We start from the raw sequence: 20,059 nt of genomic DNA on the forward strand, positions 1-20,059 counted from the left end.
TTTAAATGCAAGAATTTTGGAATGATTTTAGATTAGGTAAATTGTCTGTCCTCCAGGCAAATAACAATATCCCTAAAACATTAACTATGAAAAAGACTCATCTCTTCAAACTCGTATTGGGTTTATTATCAGTTACAGCTATTCAAAAAGCCAATGCGCAACAGAACGTCGGTGATTTGTTCAAATCGGGTCCTGCAGATGCAACAAAACTTGTAAATGCCTATTTCGACCCGCTATACAAAGGTTTAGGTGTAGGATTATCTGACGGATGGACAAATACAGCAAAATCAAAAGGGTTCCTGAAATTTGAAGTTAGAGTTTCGGCATCTGCAGCCTTGGTACCGCAATCGGCACGTACTTATGATGTGAACACATTAGGATTAAGCAATATTAAGCCTGCTGTTGGTGCCTCCTCGATTGGTCCAACAGCTTTTGGTAACGACCAACCTGGCGGAAGGATGCAGATATATACCAGCAATGGTTTGCCAACAACAACTTTTTTTAATCTTCCGCAAGGTGTTGGTTTTCATGTTGTACCTTCAGCACAAATCCAGGCCACCTTAGGTTTACCAAAAAACATAGATATTTCGTTAAGAGCAATGCCTAAAATTAAATTAAGCAATGATTTAGGAAGCTTATCGATGATTGGTGTTGGTGCTAAAATAGAGTTATTCCCCCTCTTCATGGGAAAATCAGATAACCTTATGCCTCTTGATATTGCATTAGCAGGTGGTTTTACACAATACAAATACACGTTGCCGCTAAATATCAATAATAATAACGGCAATTCCGACCAGCACATTGATGCAAGATTTAACGGCGTAAATATCGATGCGATCATATCAAAAAAACTATTGTTTTTTACACCATTTGCCAGTGTAGGTTATCAAACATCAACAACAAACTTAAAAGCTTTGGGAACATATTTCTTTGATACTGGAAACGGGACTTCGGCATCATATACAGATCCGATTTCTGTAAAACAAAGGGATATTGATGGTTTAAGAGCAAGCTTAGGGTTTCAGCTAAAATTTGGATTTTTCAAACTTTATGGCTCTTATACAGCAGCGAAATACAATTTATTTAATGCCGGTATTGGTTTGGGTATCGGGCAATAATGTCTTTTCTTTGCAGAAATATGCCATATATCTGCAAAGAAAGAACTCCTAGTTCCCCTATAAATTTTAATTTAAAACAAACAATAGTATATTTGTCGTATAATTTATACTAAATAACCTCTCAAATGAAAACATCTTTCTCTAAAATAAAAATACAGATCATCCCCCTGTACTAAGGCTGCAAATTCGCAATCATCCCGAATTATTTAAACGACATAAAGTTTATTGCTTACTGCTTGCTTTATCAATATTAATTTTATGTTAAAATTTATAAAACACTTATCATCAGTAAACATTGGCTTGCTATTTGCTCATCAAAACTATCTAATCTTTAATCTATGAAAAATTTTACTCAAAATGTAAAAATTGTACTTAACTTCTTCCCATATTTGGTTAGGAAGATATATTTTAAGTAACCTTCTAAAAAAAACACTTGCTAATGGCAGGTGTTTTTTATTTTTACATGTGTTCAAAAAAATATACAGCCCAGTAGAAAAAATAGAATTATTGCCTTTTAACAATTTATTTGTTAAACGTGACGATTTAATAGATCCATACATTTCCGGAAATAAATGGCGGAAGCTTAAGTATATTTTAATAAAAGCCAAAGCTGAAAATAAAAACCATCTTATAACTTTTGGAGGTGCATTTTCAAATCATTTGGTAGCAACTGCTGCAGCCACAGCCAGATGCGGGTTAAAATCAACTGCTTTCGTTCGCGGAGAAGAAGTAGAAAATGAAATGCTTTTGCTCTGTAGGCTTTTCGGAATGAAATTAATTTTCGTAAGCAGAGCGCTTTATAAAAACAAAGCTGCATTATTTCAAGAATATTTTAAGAATGATGACAACGCTTTTTTTATTGATGAAGGCGGCGCTTCGGAAGAAGCAGTTATTGGCTGTGCTGAAGTAATTGATGAATTAACAGAAAACTATGACCATCTTTTTTGCGCAGCCGGTACCGGAACAACTGCAGCGGGCTTACTACAGGGCATAAAAAAAAGTAAGTTGGCAACAAAGCTTCATGTTATACCTGTCTTAAAAAATGGTTTATTCATTAAGGATGAAATTTTAAAATACACTGACGATTGCAATAATCTGGTGCTACACACTAATTACCATTTTGGAGGCTATGCTAAAACAAACCAGGAATTAATTCATTTCATTAAAACTTTTACTGCTAACACTGGGTTACTTATAGATCCGGTTTATACGGCAAAAATGTTTTATGCTATATCCGATTTGCAGCAGCAAGGTGTCATTGGCCATAATGAAAGTATTTTAGCATTACACACAGGTGGATTACTTGGCATTTTTGGCATGAAAGATAAGTTTTGATTACATGATGTAACGTACATTTTTTATTAATAAAATGTATATTTAAAAATAAAAGCGCATGAAAGTTAAGGGCACACTTATAATTACGCTTAAATCAGGCGAAAAGGCATTAATCTTATTAGCCGAGAACCAAACAGAACAGCAAAAACTATATCATCATTTATCGGTTGATGCTTATAGATTTAAAAGCGAAATTTCTGAAGAAATCCCCAAAATAGATTACATTTCAGCAGGTTATCGAGATCACAACAGTCAGATTGTTTGGGAAGACAACTATATTCCGGTACCAAAATGGTATGACAAAAATTAAATATTCTTTCATTTTCTAGCTCTACATTTAAAGTTTAGGGCAAAAAAGTTTTCCACATTAGTAAAGTCCAATAGAGGTTTTTGTCTATAAACCAACTTTAAACTGTTTAAACCTATTTTTTAGACTGCGAGTCTAAAAACCGCCTAAAATTGCTATTCAGGCACATTTTCGTAAATTTGAGATACACCAATACTTCAATATATGTATCAGTTAACAGTTGCAGCTAACCAGGTAAACGAATCTTTAAACAAACATATTTTAGCTGATGGTTTTGACCTCACTTATGATATGGAGAAAAGCCATGGCGCTTATATCTATGACTCCAAATACAACAGAACATTATTAGATTTCTTCACATGCTTTGCTTCCGTTCCATTGGGTTACAATCACCCAAAAATGACTAACGATGAAGCTTTCAAGAAAAATCTGTTATTGGCTGCAATGGCCAACCCCTCAAATTCTGATGTTTACACACAGCAATATGCCCAGTTTGTAGAAACATTTTCTCGTGTTGGTATTCCCGGTTATTTACCACATGCTTTTTTTATCGCTGGTGGTGCACTCGCTGTAGAAAATGCAATAAAAGTTGCAATGGATTGGAAAGTACAAAAAAATTTTGCTAAAGGATATAAAGAAGAAAAAGGATTCAAGGTTTTGCACTTTGAAAAAGCTTTTCATGGCCGTTCGGGTTATACGCTAAGCTTAACGAATACATTGCCTGACAAAACTAAATGGTATGCAAAATTTGATTGGCCAAGAGTAAGTATTCCAGAAGTTAAATTCCCGCTACAAGGAGAAACTTTAGATAACGCCATCCGAACAGAAGAAATGTCTTTAGCACAGATTAAACAGGCTTTTATTGATAATAAGGATGAAATTTGCGCAATTATTATAGAACCAATACAATCTGAAGGTGGCGACAATCATTTAAGGGAAGAATTTCTTATCCGTTTAAAAGAAATAGCAGATGAAAATGATGCCTTTTTAATTTATGATGAAGTACAAACTGGTGTAGGTTTAACAGGAAAATTCTGGTGCCATCAGCATTTTAGTGAAAAAGCAAGGCCAGATATTATCGCTTTTGGAAAAAAAATGCAGGTATGTGGTATTTTGGCTGGAAAAAAGGTAGATGAAATAGAAACTAACGTATTTAAAGTTCCAAGCAGGATAAATTCTACCTGGGGTGGAAATCTGGTAGATATGGTTCGTTCTACGCAGATATTACAAATTGTAGAAGAAGATAACCTTTGTGAAAATGCAACAAACATCGGGAACTACCTGAAAGATAACTTAGGGCATCTTGCGCAAAAATTTGATAAAATGAGTAATGTTAGAGGTCGTGGGCTATTATGCTCTTTCGATTTCCCGAACAAGGAAATGCGCAATACTTTTATTGCTAAGGGACTGGAAAACAACGTAATGTTTCTGGGATGTGGCGATAAAACTATTCGTTTCCGCCCGGCACTATGTATTGAACAGAAACATATTGACCAAGGCTTGACTGTTATGGAAAAAATATTGCCTTTATTGTAGGCATGAACAAAAAAATCTTCTCTTACACACTTACTATTGGCATTTTAGTTTTGGTAGGTTTTATCGTTAAAGGAACTTTTAACCAGCCAGGAATTGATGAGATGAAGGCTGGTTTTAAAGAAATTGCAAAATTCCGGAATGCGAATAATACTGGCCCAGTACAACGAATTTATATTGTTACCGTTAAAGATTCTGTTTGGAAAGAAATGGAAGATTATGGCAATTTGATGCCGCACACAAAATATGGCAATACAAAAGTTTATTACTTTATGGCAAATTCAAATGTACCGACTGCGATACAGCCCGGTGAGGTAAATTTTGATCCATCTTTTAATAAATTTTGTATTGCACTGTACGAAAAGAGCGCAATGAGCCAGGTAGCTTTTAATAAAAATCCATTATATTAAACATCAACCAAAGAATAATCGAAAATCAAATATTTAAAAACCAACAAATACTTAAGATTAAACAAATGCAGAAAATCCGGTAATGGCTCTTCCTACTATCAATGTGTTAATTTCTTTTGTACCCTCGTAAGAATAAATGGCTTCTGCATCAGCCACAAATCGAGCAACATTATATTCCAGCAAAATACCATTTCCTCCCATAACTTCTCGGGCTTTACTAACAACATCCCTGGTACGTAATGAGCAAAAAACTTTTGCTAATGAAGCATGTTCATCTTTTAATAGCCCCTGATCCTGTAGCTGCGACAACCTGAAACACAAAGTTTGCATAGCTGTGAGGTTCGAAAGCATTTCTACCAGATGATTCTGGATTAATTGAAATGAAGCAATAGGTTTCCCAAACTGCTTTCTGGTTCTGGTATATTCAAGTGCATTTTCATATGCCCCGCGGGCGCAACCAACTGCCTGCCAGGCTACCCCTGCCCTTGTCATTTGCAAAACCTTTGCTGTATCTTTAAATGAATTGGCATTTTGTAACCTGTCTGTCTCTTCAACTACGCAGTTTGTTAAAGTTATGAGGCCATTCTGCACAATACGGAGTGCCATTTTATCTTTCATTTTCTCTACGGCAAAGCCCGGATTATCTTTTTTAACGATAAATCCCTTCACTTCACTATCATCTTCATCCCTTGCCCAGATCACCAATATATCTGCAAAAGTTGCGTTACCTATCCATTTTTTTTGTCCGTTTAACACCCATTTGTCGCCAAGCTTTTTACAGGTCGTTGTTAAGCCACCAGCTGCAGCCGAACCAACTTCAGGTTCTGTTAAACCAAAAGCACCTATAATTTTAAATTGCTGCATTAACGGTAACCATTGCTGTTTCTGCTCTTCCGAACCACAAAGATAAATCGACCCCATAGCCAGCCCACTTTGTACGCCAAAAAAAGTAGAAATAGAAGTATCAATTCTTGCCATCTCCATAGCTAAAATACCTTCCATTAAATTAGATTTTCCAGGGCAACCATAACCTTTGTAGGTTAATCCGCAGATATTTAGTTCAGCAAGTTTTGGTATAATTTCGAAAGGAAACTCGGCCCGATTCCAATATTCGTTAACGATTGGTTTTACTTCTTTTTCGAGAAAAGCCCTTACTTTTAACTGCAATTCCCGGTCTTCGTCTTTTAGTGCTTCGTCGCCTAAATGGTAAAAATCACCTTCAATTGCCGGAAGCTCTTTTTTCTTACCCGAACCACCCATCATTTTCATCATACCCGATAGTTGCTTCTCATCGAGATTAGAAATGGTTTCAACCATTTTAGGAAGATCAACTTTCTTTGATAAAGCTTCTAGCCTATTAAAATCTATGTGCTTAAAAAGATTGTATGCGTTTTTTAAAGAAGAGAATATATTCGCCATTATTATTCGTTTTCAGAATAACAAACGAATGTGGATTTTGTTGGATGTAAGATTTTAACCGCAAAGAACCAAAGCCTTTTTGTCAAAAAGGACACATATCCCTAATGCTCTTGTTAAGCGCTTATTTTCTTTGCGGTTGAGAACGGGATTTATTTCAGATCAAATAAATTATCTACACCAAGCAGCTTTCTGGAAGTAAAACCCTCTCCAAAAGTAGCACCAATACTTTTGCCGAATTCTCTGGAACGACCATATATACTTTCAAAGAATTCTGGCGAAGAAATGTAAGTTTGTAGCCCCTCTACATCTGGGTTATAAAACTGTGTTTTGAAAGCCTTAACCGACTCAATTTTTTTATCCATGTACTCAGAAATATCCACAATAATATCGGGTTTTAGGTATCGGTCCTGAATATATTGCAGCAACAATCTGGGGCGGTGTGCCTGTTGTTTTTGGCCATCAATTTCGGTTTCTATTTTGGGTAATCCCGAAAGGAAAACAGCATCATAAACCAAATCTCCCGCCCTCCCATGATCTGGATGACGATCCTCCAAGGCATTACTTAAAATAAGCTCAGGCTGATACTTTCTAATGACTTTAATTACTTCTAATCGATGCTGTTCATCATTTTGAAAAAAACCATCCCTGAAACGAAGGTTCTCCCGCACATGCAGACCTAAAATTTTTGCCGAATCAGCAGCTTCTTCATCACGGGTTTCGGCCGTACCACGTGTACCTAATTCACCACGGGTTAAATCTACAATACCAACTTTTTTTCCAAGGGCAATATGCTTCAAAATGGTTCCTGAGCAGCAAAGTTCTGCATCATCAGGATGAACGGCAATAACTAAAATATCTAATTTCATTGATTTTACTTCGTATTGTTTTCCAGCAAACGCTGGATTTTTTTCTTTATTTTAGAACTTAAAGGCTTTGTAAATGGAAAAAAATAATCTTCAACTTCACCTTTTTTATTAATGAGGTATTTATGAAAATTCCAGCGGGGAACAGAGCTTAACTTTGTATTTTGCTTTTTATCGCTTAAAAATTGATATAAGGGATGAGCATGCGCTCCGCGAACCATAATTTTATCAAAAACGGGGAATTTTACACCATGGTTTATTTCGCAAAAAGCACTGATATCTTTTCCATTTAATGGCTCCTGCTTACCAAAATCATTTGTAGGAAAACCCAGTATTTCAAAGTCAGGATTATTAATTTCATCCTTCAATTGCTGCAACTCGCCCAATTGCGGTGTAAAACCACATTCTGAAGCTGTATTTACAATTAAAATAACTTTATTTCTATAGGCAGATAAAAGCTGATCTTCGCCTGTTATCTTTTTCACCTTAAATGAATAGATATTCGGAATAGTTTCCTTCATTTTAAATGGTTATTGATAGAATCCGGAAGAACGGATAATCGATTCAATATCCCTATCCTCATTCCTGTCGTAAGTACTTTTTAAATTATGACCAACCACGCGGGCAATAATCTGATATGAAAACGCTGCAAAGCCACCTTTTGTTTCCTTTACAATATCATAAGTAGTACGTCCAACTTCCCTATCAATTAGTTTTGTCAAAATCTGACCTTGAGTGATGGTTAAATCTTTAATCTCCCGGTTAAACATATCTTTAATTTCCTTATCGCATTGTTTAACCAATATTCTTTGATCTTTCTTTTCGTGAGCAGTTAGTAAATCGCGTTCTAACTGTTCATATCTCCTTTTTGCAAACAGCGCATATGGCATAACCTTTAAAACATTGTAGCGCAACCTGTTAAAAGCGGCCTGCTCCTGTGGCGACTTCCATATTCTGGGTGCATAAATTGAAACATCGTTGAGTTGCATCCAGGGAATCATAATACCATTGTCGTTTGTCGAGGCTACACGAATAGTATCAGTTTTACCCATTTTAGGAAAAACGGGCGCACTATTTTCCTGAGCTTTTAGCGAAACACTAAAAATCATGACAATAAACAGAATGATTAGCCCTTTAAATTTCATAAATTTATACCTCAACAAAGTTAGGTGTTATTTCATATATTAGGAGTTTAACAAAACTAATATAAGTTTTATTCAATAATAAGACGCAATTTTTTACGCAAAAAATACAAATGAAAACAGAGTTAGTGATTGATTTAGAGGCTGAGAAACAGGAGATATTAAAACGATATAGGGCACTGCTTCGTGCCAGCAAATCTACTTTGCAAAAAGGAGACAAAAAAGAAATAAGAAAAGCTTTCGATATGGCACTCGAAAGCCATAAAGATATGCGCCGTAAATCTGGCGAGCCCTACATTTACCACCCTATAGCAGTGGCCCAAATTGCCGCAGAAGAGATTGGATTAGGTACAACCTCAATTGTTTGTGCCCTTTTACATGATGTTGTAGAAGACACAGATATTACCCTTGAAGACATTGAACGTGAATTTGGCAAAAAAACGGCCAAGATTATCGATGGCTTAACCAAAATTTCGGGTGTTTTCGACACAAACAGTTCATTGCAGGCCGAAAATTTCAGAAAAATGCTCCTTACACTGGCGGATGACGTTAGGGTGATTTTGATAAAGCTAGCCGACAGGCTTCACAATATGCGCACAATGGATTTTATGCCAAGGCATAAGCAACTCAAAATCGCATCAGAAACCATTTACCTTTATGCACCGTTAGCCCATAGGTTAGGCTTATATGCCATTAAATCGGAACTTGAGGATTTATCGATGAAATACCTTGAGCCCGAAACCTATAAGTTTATCGCTAAGAAACTTAATGAGAAAAAGGCTGAAAGAAACCTGTTTATAAAAAAATTCGTAGAACCGATTGACGAGATTATCCATGAGCAGGATTTAGTGGCAGATGTTTATGGCAGACCAAAATCTATTCATTCCATCTGGAATAAGATGAAAAAGAAAAACATCCCTTTTGAGGAAGTTTACGACCTTTTTGCCATCAGAATTATTTTAGATAGCCCTTATGAAAATGAAAAAGCCGATTGCTGGAAAGCTTATTCGATTGTGACCGATTTATACCGGCCAAATCCCGACCGTTTAAGAGACTGGGTTTCATCTCCGAAAGGAAACGGCTATGAATCGCTTCACACCACGGTAATGGGCCCGAGGGGGCAATGGGTTGAAGTGCAGATAAGAACCCAAAGAATGAATGAAATTGCTGAAAAGGGTTTTGCTGCACATTGGAAATATAAAGAATCGAGCAATGATAACGGTTTGGATCAATGGATTCAGAAAGTACGCGAAATGTTAAGCAATCCTGAAGCAAATGCCTTGGATTTCCTCGATGATTTCAAAATGAACCTGTTTTCTGATGAGATTTTCATTTTCACTCCAAAAGGTTCTTTGATTCAACTTCCCCTGGGTGCAACAGCGCTTGATTTTGCTTTTGAAATCCATACTGATGTAGGCGCAACCTGTATTGGTGCTAAAGTAAACCACAAGCTGGTACCGATTTCTTACAAGCTGCAAAATGGCGATCAGGTAGAAATCATCACCTCAAGCAAACAAACACCTAAAGAAGATTGGCTGAATATCGTGGTAACGGCGAAAGCTAAATCAAAAATAAAATCTTCACTTAAAGAGGAAAAAAGAAAAATTGCTGAAACCGGTAAGGAAATTCTTGAGCGTAAGCTAAAATCGCTTAAAATAACCTACAATACCGATAATTTACAAAAAATCAGTTATTTCTTCAAGCTACCATCAACACAGGAATTATTTGTTAATGTTGCGCTGGGTAAAATCGAGCTTAAAGATATTAAGGAATACCTGTCAAGCGAAAAAGAAGTAGAAAACCGTGGCCCTGAACGCCCTGAAAACCTAACGGTTGACATGGTAAAAACCAAAATGAAGGGTACGGAGAACGATATTTTATTAATCGGCGAAGACTTACAGAAAATAGACTACACCCTCGCGGCTTGCTGCAATCCTATTCCTGGCGATGATGTTTTTGGTTTTGTTACGGTGAGTGAGGGCATTAAAATACATCGTACTAACTGCCCTAATGCGGCGCAGTTAATGTCGAACTATGGTTACCGTATTGTTAAAGCCAAATGGAATAAACAAAAAGAGTTAACTTTCCTGACAGGCTTACGTATTGTAGGTATTGATGATGTTGGTTTAATTAATAACATTACAAAAGTTATTTCGAACGACTTTAAGGTTAACATGCGTTCGATTACGGTTGACACGAATGAAGGAATTTTTGACGGTTCGATAATGATTTTTGTTAATGATACAGAACACCTTGAAAACCTGATCAAAAATTTATTGGAAGTTAAGGGCGTGACGGGCGTAACCAGGTTTGATGCATAGAAAAGCAGTAACCCAGAAAACCAAAGCAAAAAGTTTGATAGCAAAAACATGGTTTGAGGCCGTTTTAAATAAATTAATTGTTATTTAAAATTTGGCCTTATAATTCTGGTTACTTAGGTTTTTGCTTTCAAACCTTATTACAACATTTCAACAAACTAAGAGTTGAACAATCAAACAATTTATATACCTTTGAACGGAGTTAAAAAACTATGTCTGAACAAAAAACAAATGAGCTGGTTCGCAAAATTTTTGAAGCTTATTTAGAGAACAAAAATTTGCGTAAAACACCGGAGCGCTTCGCGATTTTAGAAGAAATCTATTCGCGAAACGACCATTTTGATGTCGAAACCCTTTACATCCACATGAAAAATCAAAAGTATCGTGTAAGCCGTGCTACGGTTTATAACACTTTAGAGCTTTTGGTTTCATGCGATTTGGTTACTAAACATCAGTTTGGTAAAAACATGGCTCAATTCGAAAAATCTTACGGTTACCGCCAGCACGACCACGTAATTTGCATTGAATGCGGTAAGGTTGTAGAGTTCTGCGATCCTCGTATTCACCAAATCCAGACAATGGTTGGTGATCTTTTAAAATTCGATGTAAAACACCATTCACTAAATCTTTACGGCTTCTGTTCTGATTGCAGCATGGCCAGAAAAGTAAATGAAAGTGCTGCTTCAGCAGTAGAAACTAAAGAAAATTAAATCAATAGTAAAAAATAAAACCAGCTTAATTTTTAAATAATGACGCAAGTAGATGTACTTCTCGGCCTGCAATGGGGCGATGAAGGAAAGGGAAAAATCGTTGATGTTCTTAGTCCTAAATATGACCTTATAGCCCGTTTTCAGGGTGGTCCTAATGCCGGACATACTTTGGAGTTCGATGGCAAAAAATTCGTTTTAAACACTATTCCATCTGGAATTTTTAACGAAAAAACCATGAACCTTATTGGTAATGGTGTTGTTATCGACCCGATTATTTTAAAAAGAGAGTTAGATAATTTAAAAAAAGCTGGCCATGATCCAGTAGCTGAAGGTAAGTTAGTGATAGCCCGCAAAGCACACTTAATTTTGCCAACGCATCAGTTATTGGATGCCGCTAACGAAGCCCGCATGGGTAAGAATAAAATCGGTTCAACCTTAAAAGGTATTGGCCCGACTTATATGGATAAAACAGGTCGTAATGGTTTACGCGTTGGCGATACCACACTACCTGATTTCAAAGAACGTTACGCAAAACTTGTAGAAAAGCATACAGAAATTCTATCTCACTATGAATTTGAATATGATTTAACAGAAAAAGAAGCTGCATTTTTCGAGGCGATTGAATTCTTGAAATCTATTCCGCATGTAGATAGCGAACATTTTGTTAATGGTTATTTAAAAGAAGGTAAAGCTGTTTTAGCAGAAGGTGCACAAGGAACTTTATTAGATGTTGATTTCGGTTCTTACCCGTTTGTAACCTCGAGTAATACTACAACTGCTGGCGCATGTACCGGTTTAGGTATAGCACCTAATAAAGTTGGTGCTGTATATGGTATTTTTAAAGCTTACTGTACACGTGTTGGTGGAGGCCCATTCCCAACGGAATTAGACAATGAAGTTGGTGAAAACCTTCGTGCTTTAGGACATGAATTTGGTGCAACAACTGGTCGTGCACGCCGTTGCGGATGGATTGACTTACCCGCATTAAAATATGCAATCATGCTAAACGGTGTTACCGAATTAATCATGATGAAAGCAGATGTTTTAGATACTTTCGATACCATTTACGCTTGTACACACTACGAATACAATAGTGAAACAATTGATTATATGCCTTATGACATTATTTCAATCGAGCCAAAACCGGTTTTGAAAGCAATTGATGGCTGGGCAACTGATGTAACCAAAATTACTTCTGTTGATGAAATTCCAGCTAAGCTTACGGACTATATCGCATTCTTAGAAAAAGAGCTAGAAGTGCCGATTAAATTTCTTTCAGTAGGGCCAGATAGAGCACAAACTTTAGAATTACATTAATTAATACCATCATACTAACAGATTTTTCCACTTCAGTTAAAATGATGAAAATAAAGAAAAGCAATCCTTTAAGGATTGCTTTTCTTGGTTGAGGTTAATATTAAATTTACCTTTGTTTCCTCTTGAAAAACCTGTCAGACTCAACCGATTTTAAGCAAAAAGCACTACATTGGGCAAACCAATTTGAGGTGTGCTGCTTTCTGGACTCAAATAATTATAAAGATTCTTTTTCTGAATATGATTTTGTCCTGGCTGCGGGTTGTAAAGCAGAATTAAAATCATCAACCGGTGAAGCATTCGGCAAGTTAAAATCCTTTTTCGAACAGCATAAGCAATGGCTTTTCGGCTTTTTCAGCTATGATTTAAAAAACGAAACTGAAGAGTTAAAATCTGAAAACCTGGATTACCTTAATTTTCCAGAACTATATTTTTTCGTTCCCGAATACCTTATTTTAGGTAAAAATGGAGAAACTGAGGTTATTCTGGGCGAAAAATCAGTTTTGAATTTAATTAACGGCTATAAAGTCTCAACTGAAAATGAAAAGCTGAAAGTAAATATTGGCTCAAGAATCTCAAAAAGTGAGTATATCCATAAAGTAAATGCATTAAAGAAACATATCTCAAGAGGAGATATTTATGAGGTAAATTTTTGCCAGGAGTTCTTTGCAGAAAATGCAGTAATAAATCCTGTTCAAACTTTTGAATTGCTAAATCAGGTTTCTCCCACTCCTTTTGCAGGCTATTTTAAACTCTATAATAATTATATCTTATCGGCCACACCCGAACGTTTTTTATGTAAGCGAGGTGCTAAACTAATTTCGCAGCCCATAAAAGGCACAGCGAGAAGAAGTATAAACCCCGCAGAAGACGAACAAATCAAAATTCAGTTAAAGAATGATTTAAAGGAACAAACCGAAAATGTTATGATTGTCGATTTGGTACGTCACGACCTTACAAAATCGGCCATTAAAGGCTCGGTTAAAGTAGACGAATTGTTTGGCATTTATAGTTTTCCGCAAGTACACCAGATGATTTCTACCATTAGCTGCGAATTGAATCCTGAAATTCACTTTGTAGATGCAATAAAAAATGCTTTCCCTATGGGTTCAATGACAGGTGCTCCAAAGGTTAAAGCCATGAGGTTGATAGAAGAATATGAAGAAACAAAAAGAGGGGTTTATTCAGGTTCATTTGGATGTATTTCTCCTAATGGGGATTTCGATTTCAACGTTGTCATCCGCAGCATTCTTTACAATGCCAAAGAAAAATATTTATCCTTTCAGGTTGGAGGAGCAATAACATATCAATCGGAAACCGAAAAGGAATATGATGAGTGTATGCTTAAGGCAAGTGCCATTTTAAAGGTTTTGGCAAGGTAAAACAATATACATGCAAAAAAAGGTGGAAAGTTTATGCTCAATGCTAAACCTTCCACCTTTTATCTTCTACGTTACGGCCTTATTTCTTATAATATTGCTGTGCTTCAGGTAAATACTTTTGAATTTGAGCAATACGGGTTGCATCACTAGGGTGCGTACTTAAAAACTCAGGTGGTTTCTGTCCGCTTTGCGAAGCTGAAGCCATTCTATTCCAGAAACTTGTTGCACTTTGAGGATTATATCCGGCCATTGCCATAAAGATTAAACCTAACCGATCTGCTTCCAGCTCCTGATTACGGCTAAATTTAAGCATTGCAACCTGACCGCCAATACCATATCCTGCATTGAAAATTGATTGTGCTTTAGGATTCTTAGATAAGGCCAAACCCGCAGCAGTTCCTAAGCCTTGTGCTGCAAGCTCCTGCGACATTCTTTCTGCAGAATGACCCGCAATTGCATGGGCAATTTCATGCCCCATAACGGTTGCCAATCCGGCATCGTCTTGCGTAACCGGTAAAATCCCTGTATAAACAACAATTTTCCCCCCAGGCATACACCAGGCATTTTTTTCATTGTTTTGCACAACATTAACTTCCCATTTGTAATCCTTTATCAAATTACCGTAGTTATTATTGTTCATGTAGGTTTGAACGGCTGTTATTAACCGGCTTCCGATAGTTTTAACTTTAAGTGCTTCGGCATTTGAAGCAGGTAAAACTGTAGCCTTATTTTCAGTTAAGAATTCTCCATAAGCCTGAAAAGCCATTGGCAAAACCTGATCGTTACTCACCAAATCTAATCGGCTCCTGCCAGTTAAAGGCACAGTTGAGCAAGAATTAAATAGAAGTGTAGCGGCAACAATAGCCGTTAAGAATATTTTTTTCATAAGTTAATGATAAGTCGTAGCGATAAAAAAATTTAAGTTTCATCCTTATAACAGGCAAGCTTAAAATAAGTTTCGCAATTGTGTTTTGTAAATTCTAATTAGCCTTTTTCTTAAACAAATACACTTTTGATTCTTTGCCTTTCAGCAACCTTTCGAGGTTTTTTTGATGGGTTACCAGGATTAAAACGCAAACAACCATACCATATAATACTTCAGATTTTATAGATACCTGAAACAAAAACACGATACTTAACGGAAACGTAAATCCTGCACATATCGAACTTAAAGAAACATATTTGGTTAAGAGTAACACCACCACGAAAACCAGAACGCAAAGCATAGATGCTTCGAAATGAACTGCTAAAATCATTCCAAAAAGTGTTGCTACGCCTTTCCCTCCCCTAAATCCTGCGAAAATAGGGAATAAATGCCCTAAAACGGCTGTTACACCCAAAGCAAGTTGATAGTTAACAAATTGTGCTGAATTTTGAGGACCGGTAACCGACATACCTATAAGGTAAGCAAGATTGGTGGCAGTATAACCTTTTGCAATATCGATTACCATAACTGCAATACCTGCCTTTTTGCCCAAAACACGAAAAGTGTTTGTAGCGCCGGCATTACCACTTCCATATTCTCTTACATCGACACCATAAAAAGCTTGTCCCAGCCATACTGCTGTTGGAATAGATCCAAAGAGGTAGGCAACTAACAGGGCCGTGAGCGAATAAACCGTAACCATAGCCTACAATGATACAAAAAATAAGCTTTTCTTTATATATGAATTCACAGATTAATATGCTTTTAAACTCATATCAAGGCTCTTAACAGAATGTGTTAGTGCGCCCATTGAAATAAAATCTACACCACAAGCCGCATATTCTGCTACATTTTCTTCGGTAATACCACCTGATGCTTCAGTAATAAAACGACCATCTATAAGTTGAACTGCTTTTCTCAAATCTGAAAAACTAAAATTATCAAGCATAATGCGGTCTGCCCCACCAGCTTCAATTACCTGGTTTAACTCTTCAATATTTCGCACTTCAATCTCAACCTGTAATGATTTGTTTTTAGCTGTTAAATATTTTTTTGCAGCACTAATAGCATTAGCGATTCCACCTGCATAATCTACATGATTATCCTTAATCAAAATCATATCGTATAAACCAATTCGATGGTTTACGCCTCCACCTATTCTGACTGCCCATTTTTCCAGATAACGTAAACCTGGCGTTGTTTTGCGGGTATCGAGTAATTTCGTATTGGTATGGCTTAATAAGGCAACAATTCTATTGGTTTTAGTCGCAATGCCACTCATGCGCTGCATGCAGTTTAACACCAATCGCTCAGCAATTAAAATGGAATGTGTACTGCCTGAAACAGTTAGAGCAATATCACCAACTTTAACTTCAGCACCATCTTTAATCAAAACATCGACCTTTAAAGAGGCATCAACCTCGGTAAATATTTCGAGTGCAAGCTCAATACCTGCTAGTATACCATTTTCTTTAATGATAAGTTTTGCTTTGCCTTGTGTGCCTGCAGGAATAGTTGAAAGTGAAGTATGATCGCCATCGCCAACATCTTCAGCAAGTGCGTTTTTTATGAATCGAGATATAAGTTGCTTATCCAAAATTTGATAATTAAGTCTCAAAAGTAAGAATTATTTATCAGATGGTAATTCAGGAAAGAAGTTTAGGATGGTGTAAAATAACAAAAGGATATTCGCTAATCTTTCGATGGCTCAATTCGCAACTCCGTAATCAAGAACGAAGCATTAAATTTTTTCATCGTGATCGACACTCTGTAAGTTTCTTTAGCAGTGCCCATCAGAATTACACCAAAGCGGTAATTCTGACTATTATTTATTCTATGAAAAATACTTGTTCTAACAGGTACATGTTTATTAAAAAAATCTTTTAAAATCTGTTCACCCTGTGCTTTAGAGTATACATCTTCTTCATCAATAATAATCAGTTCGATGGTTGGAGCAAAGTTTTTAGCTATTTCTTTTGAATTTCCGGTCTTAAAATAAGACGATAAATCATCAATAATATCTGCCTGTGGCGCAATAGAACGATATATTGGCGTAATTGCTATGAAAAATAAAAATAAGCTCCGGATCATTTCTGTATTTTATAATGAACCCTGTAGCTAAAATTATGCCATTAGCTTATCAAAAAAAGGATTTCTTAATTTGTATAAGCTTCAATAAACCTATATTTGCCATGTAAAGAATTCTTAAAACATAGCCTTAAGCAAAATGTTTTAAAATTGTTTGATATTTTTTAAAACTGATAATAAAAATATACTTATAAAATCCCTTTAGATTAAACTATAATTCTAATGAAAAATAAAAAACTTGCACTTATTATTCTTGATGGCTGGGGCTATGGAAAGCATGATAATTCTGACGCTGCCTTTGCTGCAAATACACCTTTTTTCGACTCACTCCTGGCGAAATATCCTAATTCAAAATTAGAAGCCTCTGGTGAAGCTGTTGGCCTGCCCGCCGGACAAATGGGTAACTCGGAAGTTGGTCATATGAATTTGGGTGCAGGGCGTGTAGTTTATCAGGAATTAGGCAGAATTAATAAATCTATCCAGGATAGGGAATTACATAAAAACCCTGTTTTACTAAATGCTTTTGATTACGCAAAGAAAAATAATAAAGCAGTTCATTTTATCGGGCTGGTATCAAACGGTGGTGTTCATGCACACATTGAACACCTTAAAGCATTATGTGATGCCGCAACTGAGGCAAATTTAACACGCACTTATGTACATGCATTTTTAGATGGACGCGATACCGATCCAAATTCTGGCTTAGGTTTCATAACCGATTTGCAGAACCATATCCAGAAATCTGAAGTAAAACTTGCCTCAATGGTAGGCCGTTACTATGCAATGGACAGAGACAATCGCTGGGAGCGTGTTAAACAGGCTTACGATGTTATGGTAAATGGTGTTGGTGAGAAAACCCGGGACGCTTTGGGAGCAATTAAAAAATCTTATGACGAAGGTGTAACTGATGAGTTTATCAAACCAATCGTTTTAACGCAAAATAATGGCGAACCAGTTGCAACCATCCAGCATGATGATGTTGTAATCTGTTTCAATTTCCGTACGGACAGGGGCCGCGAAATTACAACTGCTTTAACGCAAAAAGATTTTCCTGATCAGGGAATGTATAAACTACCATTGTATTATGTTACAATGACGACTTACGACGAAAGCTTTGAAAAAGTAAATGTTGTTTTCACTAAAGATGATTTGACCAAAACTATTGGTGAAGTTTTAGCAGACAACAATAAAAATCAAATCAGAATTGCCGAAACAGAAAAATACCCGCACGTTACATTCTTCTTTTCGGGCGGTAGAGAAGCTGAGTTCGCAAATGAAAAGCGTATTCTGATCCCTTCGCCTAAGGTTGCAACATACGATTTACAGCCAGAAATGAGTGCTGCTGGTATTACCGAGGCAATAGCAAAAGAACTAGAAACTGGTTGGGCCGATTTTATTTGCTTAAACTTCGCAAATCCGGATATGGTTGGACACACTGGTGTTTTCCCTGCTGTAGTTAAAGCCGTAGAAACAGCTGATAAATGTGCTGAAGAAGTTGTTAAAAAAGGGCTTGAAAACGGTTATTCATTTATCCTTCTGGCCGACCATGGCAATTCAGAATTCATGGTAAACAGCGATGGTTCTCCGAACACGGCGCATACCACCAACCTTGTTCCTTGCATTTTAATTGACGATGAATACAAACATATAGCAGATGGAAAACTTGGAGATATTGCTCCAACAGTATTAAAAATTCTTGGCGTACAAATTCCTGAAGAAATGACAGGAAATGTTTTGGTATAATGAATAAGAAATTAATTTCACTGGTATTTGTTTTAGGTTTCATGGCATGTAAACGGCAGGAAGAAAAAACAAATACCGGTTTATTATATTTTGATGTTAATGGCTACTTTAAAGAGGAAGCCAACAGGTTAAGCAAAACTAAGCCAATCATCACCAAAGAAGTTGCAATTAACGGCGTACCAGAGCAAAAAAGACTTCAGATAAATGATTGGACAAAGGAGCTGGCAATCTTTTCGAATGCAGATATTAATAAAGCTTCGTGGAAAGGAAGCTTCAAAGTTGAAAAAGATGGCAATTTAGAAAGCTATATTTCTGACAATAAAAAGATTCCGGTTAAAAAAGTTTTAATCTCAAAAGAAAACCAGAAGGTGAAAAGCATTGAGATAATTATCACCAGTAAAAATATTTTATATACTTCCGGCGATACTTTAAGTTATTATCCTGACAGTTTATACCGGATCAGCAAGCATCAGAAAATTAGGTTATTGAAATTAAAAAACTACCAGGTTACCGGTAAATTTAAATAAAAAAGGGTCGAAATTAATTTCGACCCTTTTTCTTAACCACTGGTTTTATTCACTTCAAACTCGTAATCTGAGCTTTATCATAGGTAATCCAGTCTAAAATATCTTTTCTTGATGGCTGTAAGGTTAATACCTTTTGAAAATCGGCAATAGAATTATTAAACAAGGCAACACATACAGTTTTCTCTGCTGCCTTTTTTGCTTTATAAGATTTGAAGATAGCATAATCTTTATACGCCAACCCTCTGTTCTGCAACATTTGGGTATCCTCTTCTCCGCTTAGTTCACTAGCTTTTGTAAAATCTTTAATTGCAGCCAAATAAAAGCTTTCCCTCATTGTATTTAACGATTCTTTCGGGTCGTTTGCAATATTCAATCGGGCTTTACCTCTGTAGTAATATGCTGAAACCTCAGTAGGTTTTAACAACACGAGACGGCTATAGGTGTTAATTGAATTATCATAATCTCCGTTTTGAAAATATGAATAACCAAGCATTTTTAAAGTGTTAACATTATTTGGGTCTTTGGCATCGGCTTTCTCTAACTGTGTAACGGCTGTTTTGTAATCCCCTTTTAGCATTGCATCCATAACTTTTTTATCGCTACCGTTTTGAGCAAAACTACTGGTTGAGGAAAAAATGATTAAACCTAAAATGGTTTGTTTAATATAGTTCATGTATTGGTAATAAGTTAACAAATCTAAAATTTCATAGCAAATAATTGCATAAAATATTCATGCAATATAATTCAATTCTTAGAAAATAAAGCGGTTTAATTTTTTTACATTCACTAAATCAATTAAACAATAGCTTTAACGTTCAAAGTGTCAATATATGATAAACGGTGAATAATTTATATTTCTCTGCCTTTTTATCATAACATTATATCAATTTTAAGGTAACATTAGCTTAAAATAACTTTGGCACAA

At 36.1% G+C, this 20,059-nt stretch carries 20 protein-coding genes; 11 read left to right on the plus strand and 9 right to left on the minus strand.

All coding sequences use genetic code 11. The features are described from left to right. Positions 1–86: 86 nt before the first annotated feature. The 5 genes from R2R71_RS05160 (at position 87) to R2R71_RS05180 (ending at position 4,703) form a co-directional block, all read left to right on the plus strand. Positions 87–1,118, plus strand: coding sequence for a DUF6588 family protein (locus tag R2R71_RS05160; protein ID WP_316830182.1), 1,032 nt, complete (start codon positions 87–89; stop codon positions 1,116–1,118). Between the two features lie 465 nt (positions 1,119–1,583). Further along, complete coding sequence (locus R2R71_RS05165) at positions 1,584–2,453, plus strand: 1-aminocyclopropane-1-carboxylate deaminase/D-cysteine desulfhydrase (protein WP_316830183.1); 870 nt, start codon at positions 1,584–1,586, stop codon at positions 2,451–2,453. Positions 2,454–2,511: 58 nt separating this feature from the next. Continuing rightward, positions 2,512–2,763, plus strand: coding sequence for a hypothetical protein (locus tag R2R71_RS05170; RefSeq protein ID WP_316830184.1), 252 nt, complete (start codon positions 2,512–2,514; stop codon positions 2,761–2,763). 201 nt (positions 2,764–2,964) lie between these two features. Beyond that, complete coding sequence (lat, locus tag R2R71_RS05175) at positions 2,965–4,296, plus strand: L-lysine 6-transaminase (protein WP_316830185.1); 1,332 nt, start codon at positions 2,965–2,967, stop codon at positions 4,294–4,296. A gap of 2 nt (positions 4,297–4,298) precedes the next feature. Next, positions 4,299–4,703, plus strand: a complete 405-nt coding sequence (locus R2R71_RS05180) for a hypothetical protein (RefSeq protein ID WP_316830186.1) — start codon at positions 4,299–4,301, stop codon at positions 4,701–4,703. 57 nt (positions 4,704–4,760) lie between these two features. Here R2R71_RS05180 and R2R71_RS05185 read toward each other — a convergent pair whose 3' ends face one another. The 4 genes from R2R71_RS05185 to R2R71_RS05200 all read right to left on the minus strand — a co-directional run bounded on the left by R2R71_RS05185 (position 4,761) and on the right by R2R71_RS05200 (position 8,130). Further along, entirely contained in the window at positions 4,761–6,122 is a 1,362-nt protein-coding gene (locus R2R71_RS05185) for an acyl-CoA dehydrogenase family protein (RefSeq protein ID WP_316830187.1), read from the minus strand. A 149-nt stretch (positions 6,123–6,271) separates the two neighbouring features. Next, on the minus strand, positions 6,272–6,988 hold the full coding sequence (gene bshB1 / locus R2R71_RS05190) for a bacillithiol biosynthesis deacetylase BshB1 (protein ID WP_316830188.1): 717 nt from the start codon (positions 6,986–6,988) through the stop codon (positions 6,272–6,274). 5 nt (positions 6,989–6,993) lie between these two features. Further along, on the minus strand, positions 6,994–7,506 hold the full coding sequence (locus tag R2R71_RS05195) for a glutathione peroxidase (protein WP_316830189.1): 513 nt from the start codon (positions 7,504–7,506) through the stop codon (positions 6,994–6,996). Positions 7,507–7,515: 9 nt separating this feature from the next. After that, positions 7,516–8,130 (minus strand): DUF4294 domain-containing protein, encoded by a 615-nt coding sequence (locus R2R71_RS05200; RefSeq protein ID WP_316830190.1) that lies wholly within the window; start codon positions 8,128–8,130, stop codon positions 7,516–7,518. A gap of 110 nt (positions 8,131–8,240) precedes the next feature. On the opposite strand from R2R71_RS05200, the gene R2R71_RS05205 reads away from it, so the two are divergent. The 4 genes from R2R71_RS05205 to R2R71_RS05220 all read left to right on the plus strand — a co-directional run bounded on the left by R2R71_RS05205 (position 8,241) and on the right by R2R71_RS05220 (position 13,851). Continuing rightward, positions 8,241–10,448 (plus strand): bifunctional (p)ppGpp synthetase/guanosine-3',5'-bis(diphosphate) 3'-pyrophosphohydrolase, encoded by a 2,208-nt coding sequence (locus tag R2R71_RS05205; RefSeq protein ID WP_316830191.1) that lies wholly within the window; start codon positions 8,241–8,243, stop codon positions 10,446–10,448. 209 nt (positions 10,449–10,657) lie between these two features. Further along, on the plus strand, positions 10,658–11,155 hold the full coding sequence (locus R2R71_RS05210) for a transcriptional repressor (protein ID WP_316830192.1): 498 nt from the start codon (positions 10,658–10,660) through the stop codon (positions 11,153–11,155). A 39-nt stretch (positions 11,156–11,194) separates the two neighbouring features. Next, the gene (locus R2R71_RS05215; RefSeq protein WP_316830193.1) at positions 11,195–12,472 is read left to right on the plus strand and encodes an adenylosuccinate synthase; all 1,278 of its coding nucleotides are present in this window, start codon (positions 11,195–11,197) and stop codon (positions 12,470–12,472) included. Positions 12,473–12,594: 122 nt separating this feature from the next. Next, complete coding sequence (locus R2R71_RS05220; protein WP_316830194.1) at positions 12,595–13,851, plus strand: anthranilate synthase component I family protein; 1,257 nt, start codon at positions 12,595–12,597, stop codon at positions 13,849–13,851. Positions 13,852–13,930: 79 nt separating this feature from the next. Here R2R71_RS05220 and R2R71_RS05225 read toward each other — a convergent pair whose 3' ends face one another. The 4 genes from R2R71_RS05225 to R2R71_RS05240 all read right to left on the minus strand — a co-directional run bounded on the left by R2R71_RS05225 (position 13,931) and on the right by R2R71_RS05240 (position 16,867). After that, on the minus strand, positions 13,931–14,737 hold the full coding sequence (locus R2R71_RS05225; RefSeq protein WP_316830195.1) for a M48 family metallopeptidase: 807 nt from the start codon (positions 14,735–14,737) through the stop codon (positions 13,931–13,933). Between the two features lie 94 nt (positions 14,738–14,831). Continuing rightward, positions 14,832–15,479 (minus strand): glycerol-3-phosphate 1-O-acyltransferase PlsY, encoded by a 648-nt coding sequence (gene plsY / locus R2R71_RS05230; RefSeq protein WP_316830196.1) that lies wholly within the window; start codon positions 15,477–15,479, stop codon positions 14,832–14,834. Positions 15,480–15,530: 51 nt separating this feature from the next. After that, positions 15,531–16,373 (minus strand): carboxylating nicotinate-nucleotide diphosphorylase, encoded by an 843-nt coding sequence (nadC, locus tag R2R71_RS05235; protein ID WP_316830197.1) that lies wholly within the window; start codon positions 16,371–16,373, stop codon positions 15,531–15,533. Positions 16,374–16,468: 95 nt separating this feature from the next. Next, positions 16,469–16,867 (minus strand): DUF4783 domain-containing protein, encoded by a 399-nt coding sequence (locus R2R71_RS05240; protein ID WP_316830198.1) that lies wholly within the window; start codon positions 16,865–16,867, stop codon positions 16,469–16,471. 219 nt (positions 16,868–17,086) lie between these two features. Here R2R71_RS05240 and gpmI point away from each other — a divergent pair, with 219 nt between their 5' ends. Both gpmI and R2R71_RS05250 read left to right on the plus strand, forming a co-directional pair. Next, a complete protein-coding gene (gene gpmI / locus R2R71_RS05245) occupies positions 17,087–18,607 on the plus strand; it encodes a 2,3-bisphosphoglycerate-independent phosphoglycerate mutase (protein ID WP_316830199.1) in 1,521 nt (506 codons plus the stop codon). Next, a complete protein-coding gene (locus tag R2R71_RS05250) occupies positions 18,607–19,134 on the plus strand; it encodes a hypothetical protein (RefSeq protein ID WP_316830200.1) in 528 nt (175 codons plus the stop codon). Before gpmI ends, R2R71_RS05250 begins: the two co-directional genes overlap by 1 nt. Positions 19,135–19,183: 49 nt before the next feature. Here the strand turns inward: R2R71_RS05250 and R2R71_RS05255 are convergent, their stop codons facing one another. Next, on the minus strand, positions 19,184–19,807 hold the full coding sequence (locus R2R71_RS05255) for a tetratricopeptide repeat protein (protein WP_316830201.1): 624 nt from the start codon (positions 19,805–19,807) through the stop codon (positions 19,184–19,186). Between the last annotated feature and the right edge of the window lie 252 nt (positions 19,808–20,059).

It is taken from the genome of Pedobacter aquatilis (genome assembly GCF_032678405.1).
Classification (GTDB): domain Bacteria; phylum Bacteroidota; class Bacteroidia; order Sphingobacteriales; family Sphingobacteriaceae; genus Pedobacter; species Pedobacter aquatilis_A.

What these genes read in the sequence shown, in the direction of transcription:
- R2R71_RS05160 (WP_316830182.1), top strand. Translation starts at nt 87, where the DNA reads ATGAAAAAGACTCATCTCTTCAAACTCGTATTGGGTTTATTATCAGTT.
- R2R71_RS05170 (WP_316830184.1), top strand. Translation starts at nt 2,512, where the DNA reads ATGAAAGTTAAGGGCACACTTATAATTACGCTTAAATCAGGCGAAAAG.
- lat (WP_316830185.1), top strand. Translation starts at nt 2,965, where the DNA reads ATGTATCAGTTAACAGTTGCAGCTAACCAGGTAAACGAATCTTTAAAC.
- R2R71_RS05180 (WP_316830186.1), top strand. Translation starts at nt 4,299, where the DNA reads ATGAACAAAAAAATCTTCTCTTACACACTTACTATTGGCATTTTAGTT.
- R2R71_RS05185 (WP_316830187.1), bottom strand. Translation starts at nt 6,122, where the DNA reads ATGGCGAATATATTCTCTTCTTTAAAAAACGCATACAATCTTTTTAAG.
- bshB1 (WP_316830188.1), bottom strand. Translation starts at nt 6,988, where the DNA reads ATGAAATTAGATATTTTAGTTATTGCCGTTCATCCTGATGATGCAGAA.
- R2R71_RS05195 (WP_316830189.1), bottom strand. Translation starts at nt 7,506, where the DNA reads ATGAAGGAAACTATTCCGAATATCTATTCATTTAAGGTGAAAAAGATA.
- R2R71_RS05200 (WP_316830190.1), bottom strand. Translation starts at nt 8,130, where the DNA reads ATGAAATTTAAAGGGCTAATCATTCTGTTTATTGTCATGATTTTTAGT.
- R2R71_RS05205 (WP_316830191.1), top strand. Translation starts at nt 8,241, where the DNA reads ATGAAAACAGAGTTAGTGATTGATTTAGAGGCTGAGAAACAGGAGATA.
- R2R71_RS05210 (WP_316830192.1), top strand. Translation starts at nt 10,658, where the DNA reads ATGTCTGAACAAAAAACAAATGAGCTGGTTCGCAAAATTTTTGAAGCT.
- R2R71_RS05215 (WP_316830193.1), top strand. Translation starts at nt 11,195, where the DNA reads ATGACGCAAGTAGATGTACTTCTCGGCCTGCAATGGGGCGATGAAGGA.
- R2R71_RS05225 (WP_316830195.1), bottom strand. Translation starts at nt 14,737, where the DNA reads ATGAAAAAAATATTCTTAACGGCTATTGTTGCCGCTACACTTCTATTT.
- plsY (WP_316830196.1), bottom strand. Translation starts at nt 15,479, where the DNA reads ATGGTTACGGTTTATTCGCTCACGGCCCTGTTAGTTGCCTACCTCTTT.
- R2R71_RS05240 (WP_316830198.1), bottom strand. Translation starts at nt 16,867, where the DNA reads ATGATCCGGAGCTTATTTTTATTTTTCATAGCAATTACGCCAATATAT.
- gpmI (WP_316830199.1), top strand. Translation starts at nt 17,087, where the DNA reads ATGAAAAATAAAAAACTTGCACTTATTATTCTTGATGGCTGGGGCTAT.
- R2R71_RS05250 (WP_316830200.1), top strand. Translation starts at nt 18,607, where the DNA reads ATGAATAAGAAATTAATTTCACTGGTATTTGTTTTAGGTTTCATGGCA.
- R2R71_RS05255 (WP_316830201.1), bottom strand. Translation starts at nt 19,807, where the DNA reads ATGAACTATATTAAACAAACCATTTTAGGTTTAATCATTTTTTCCTCA.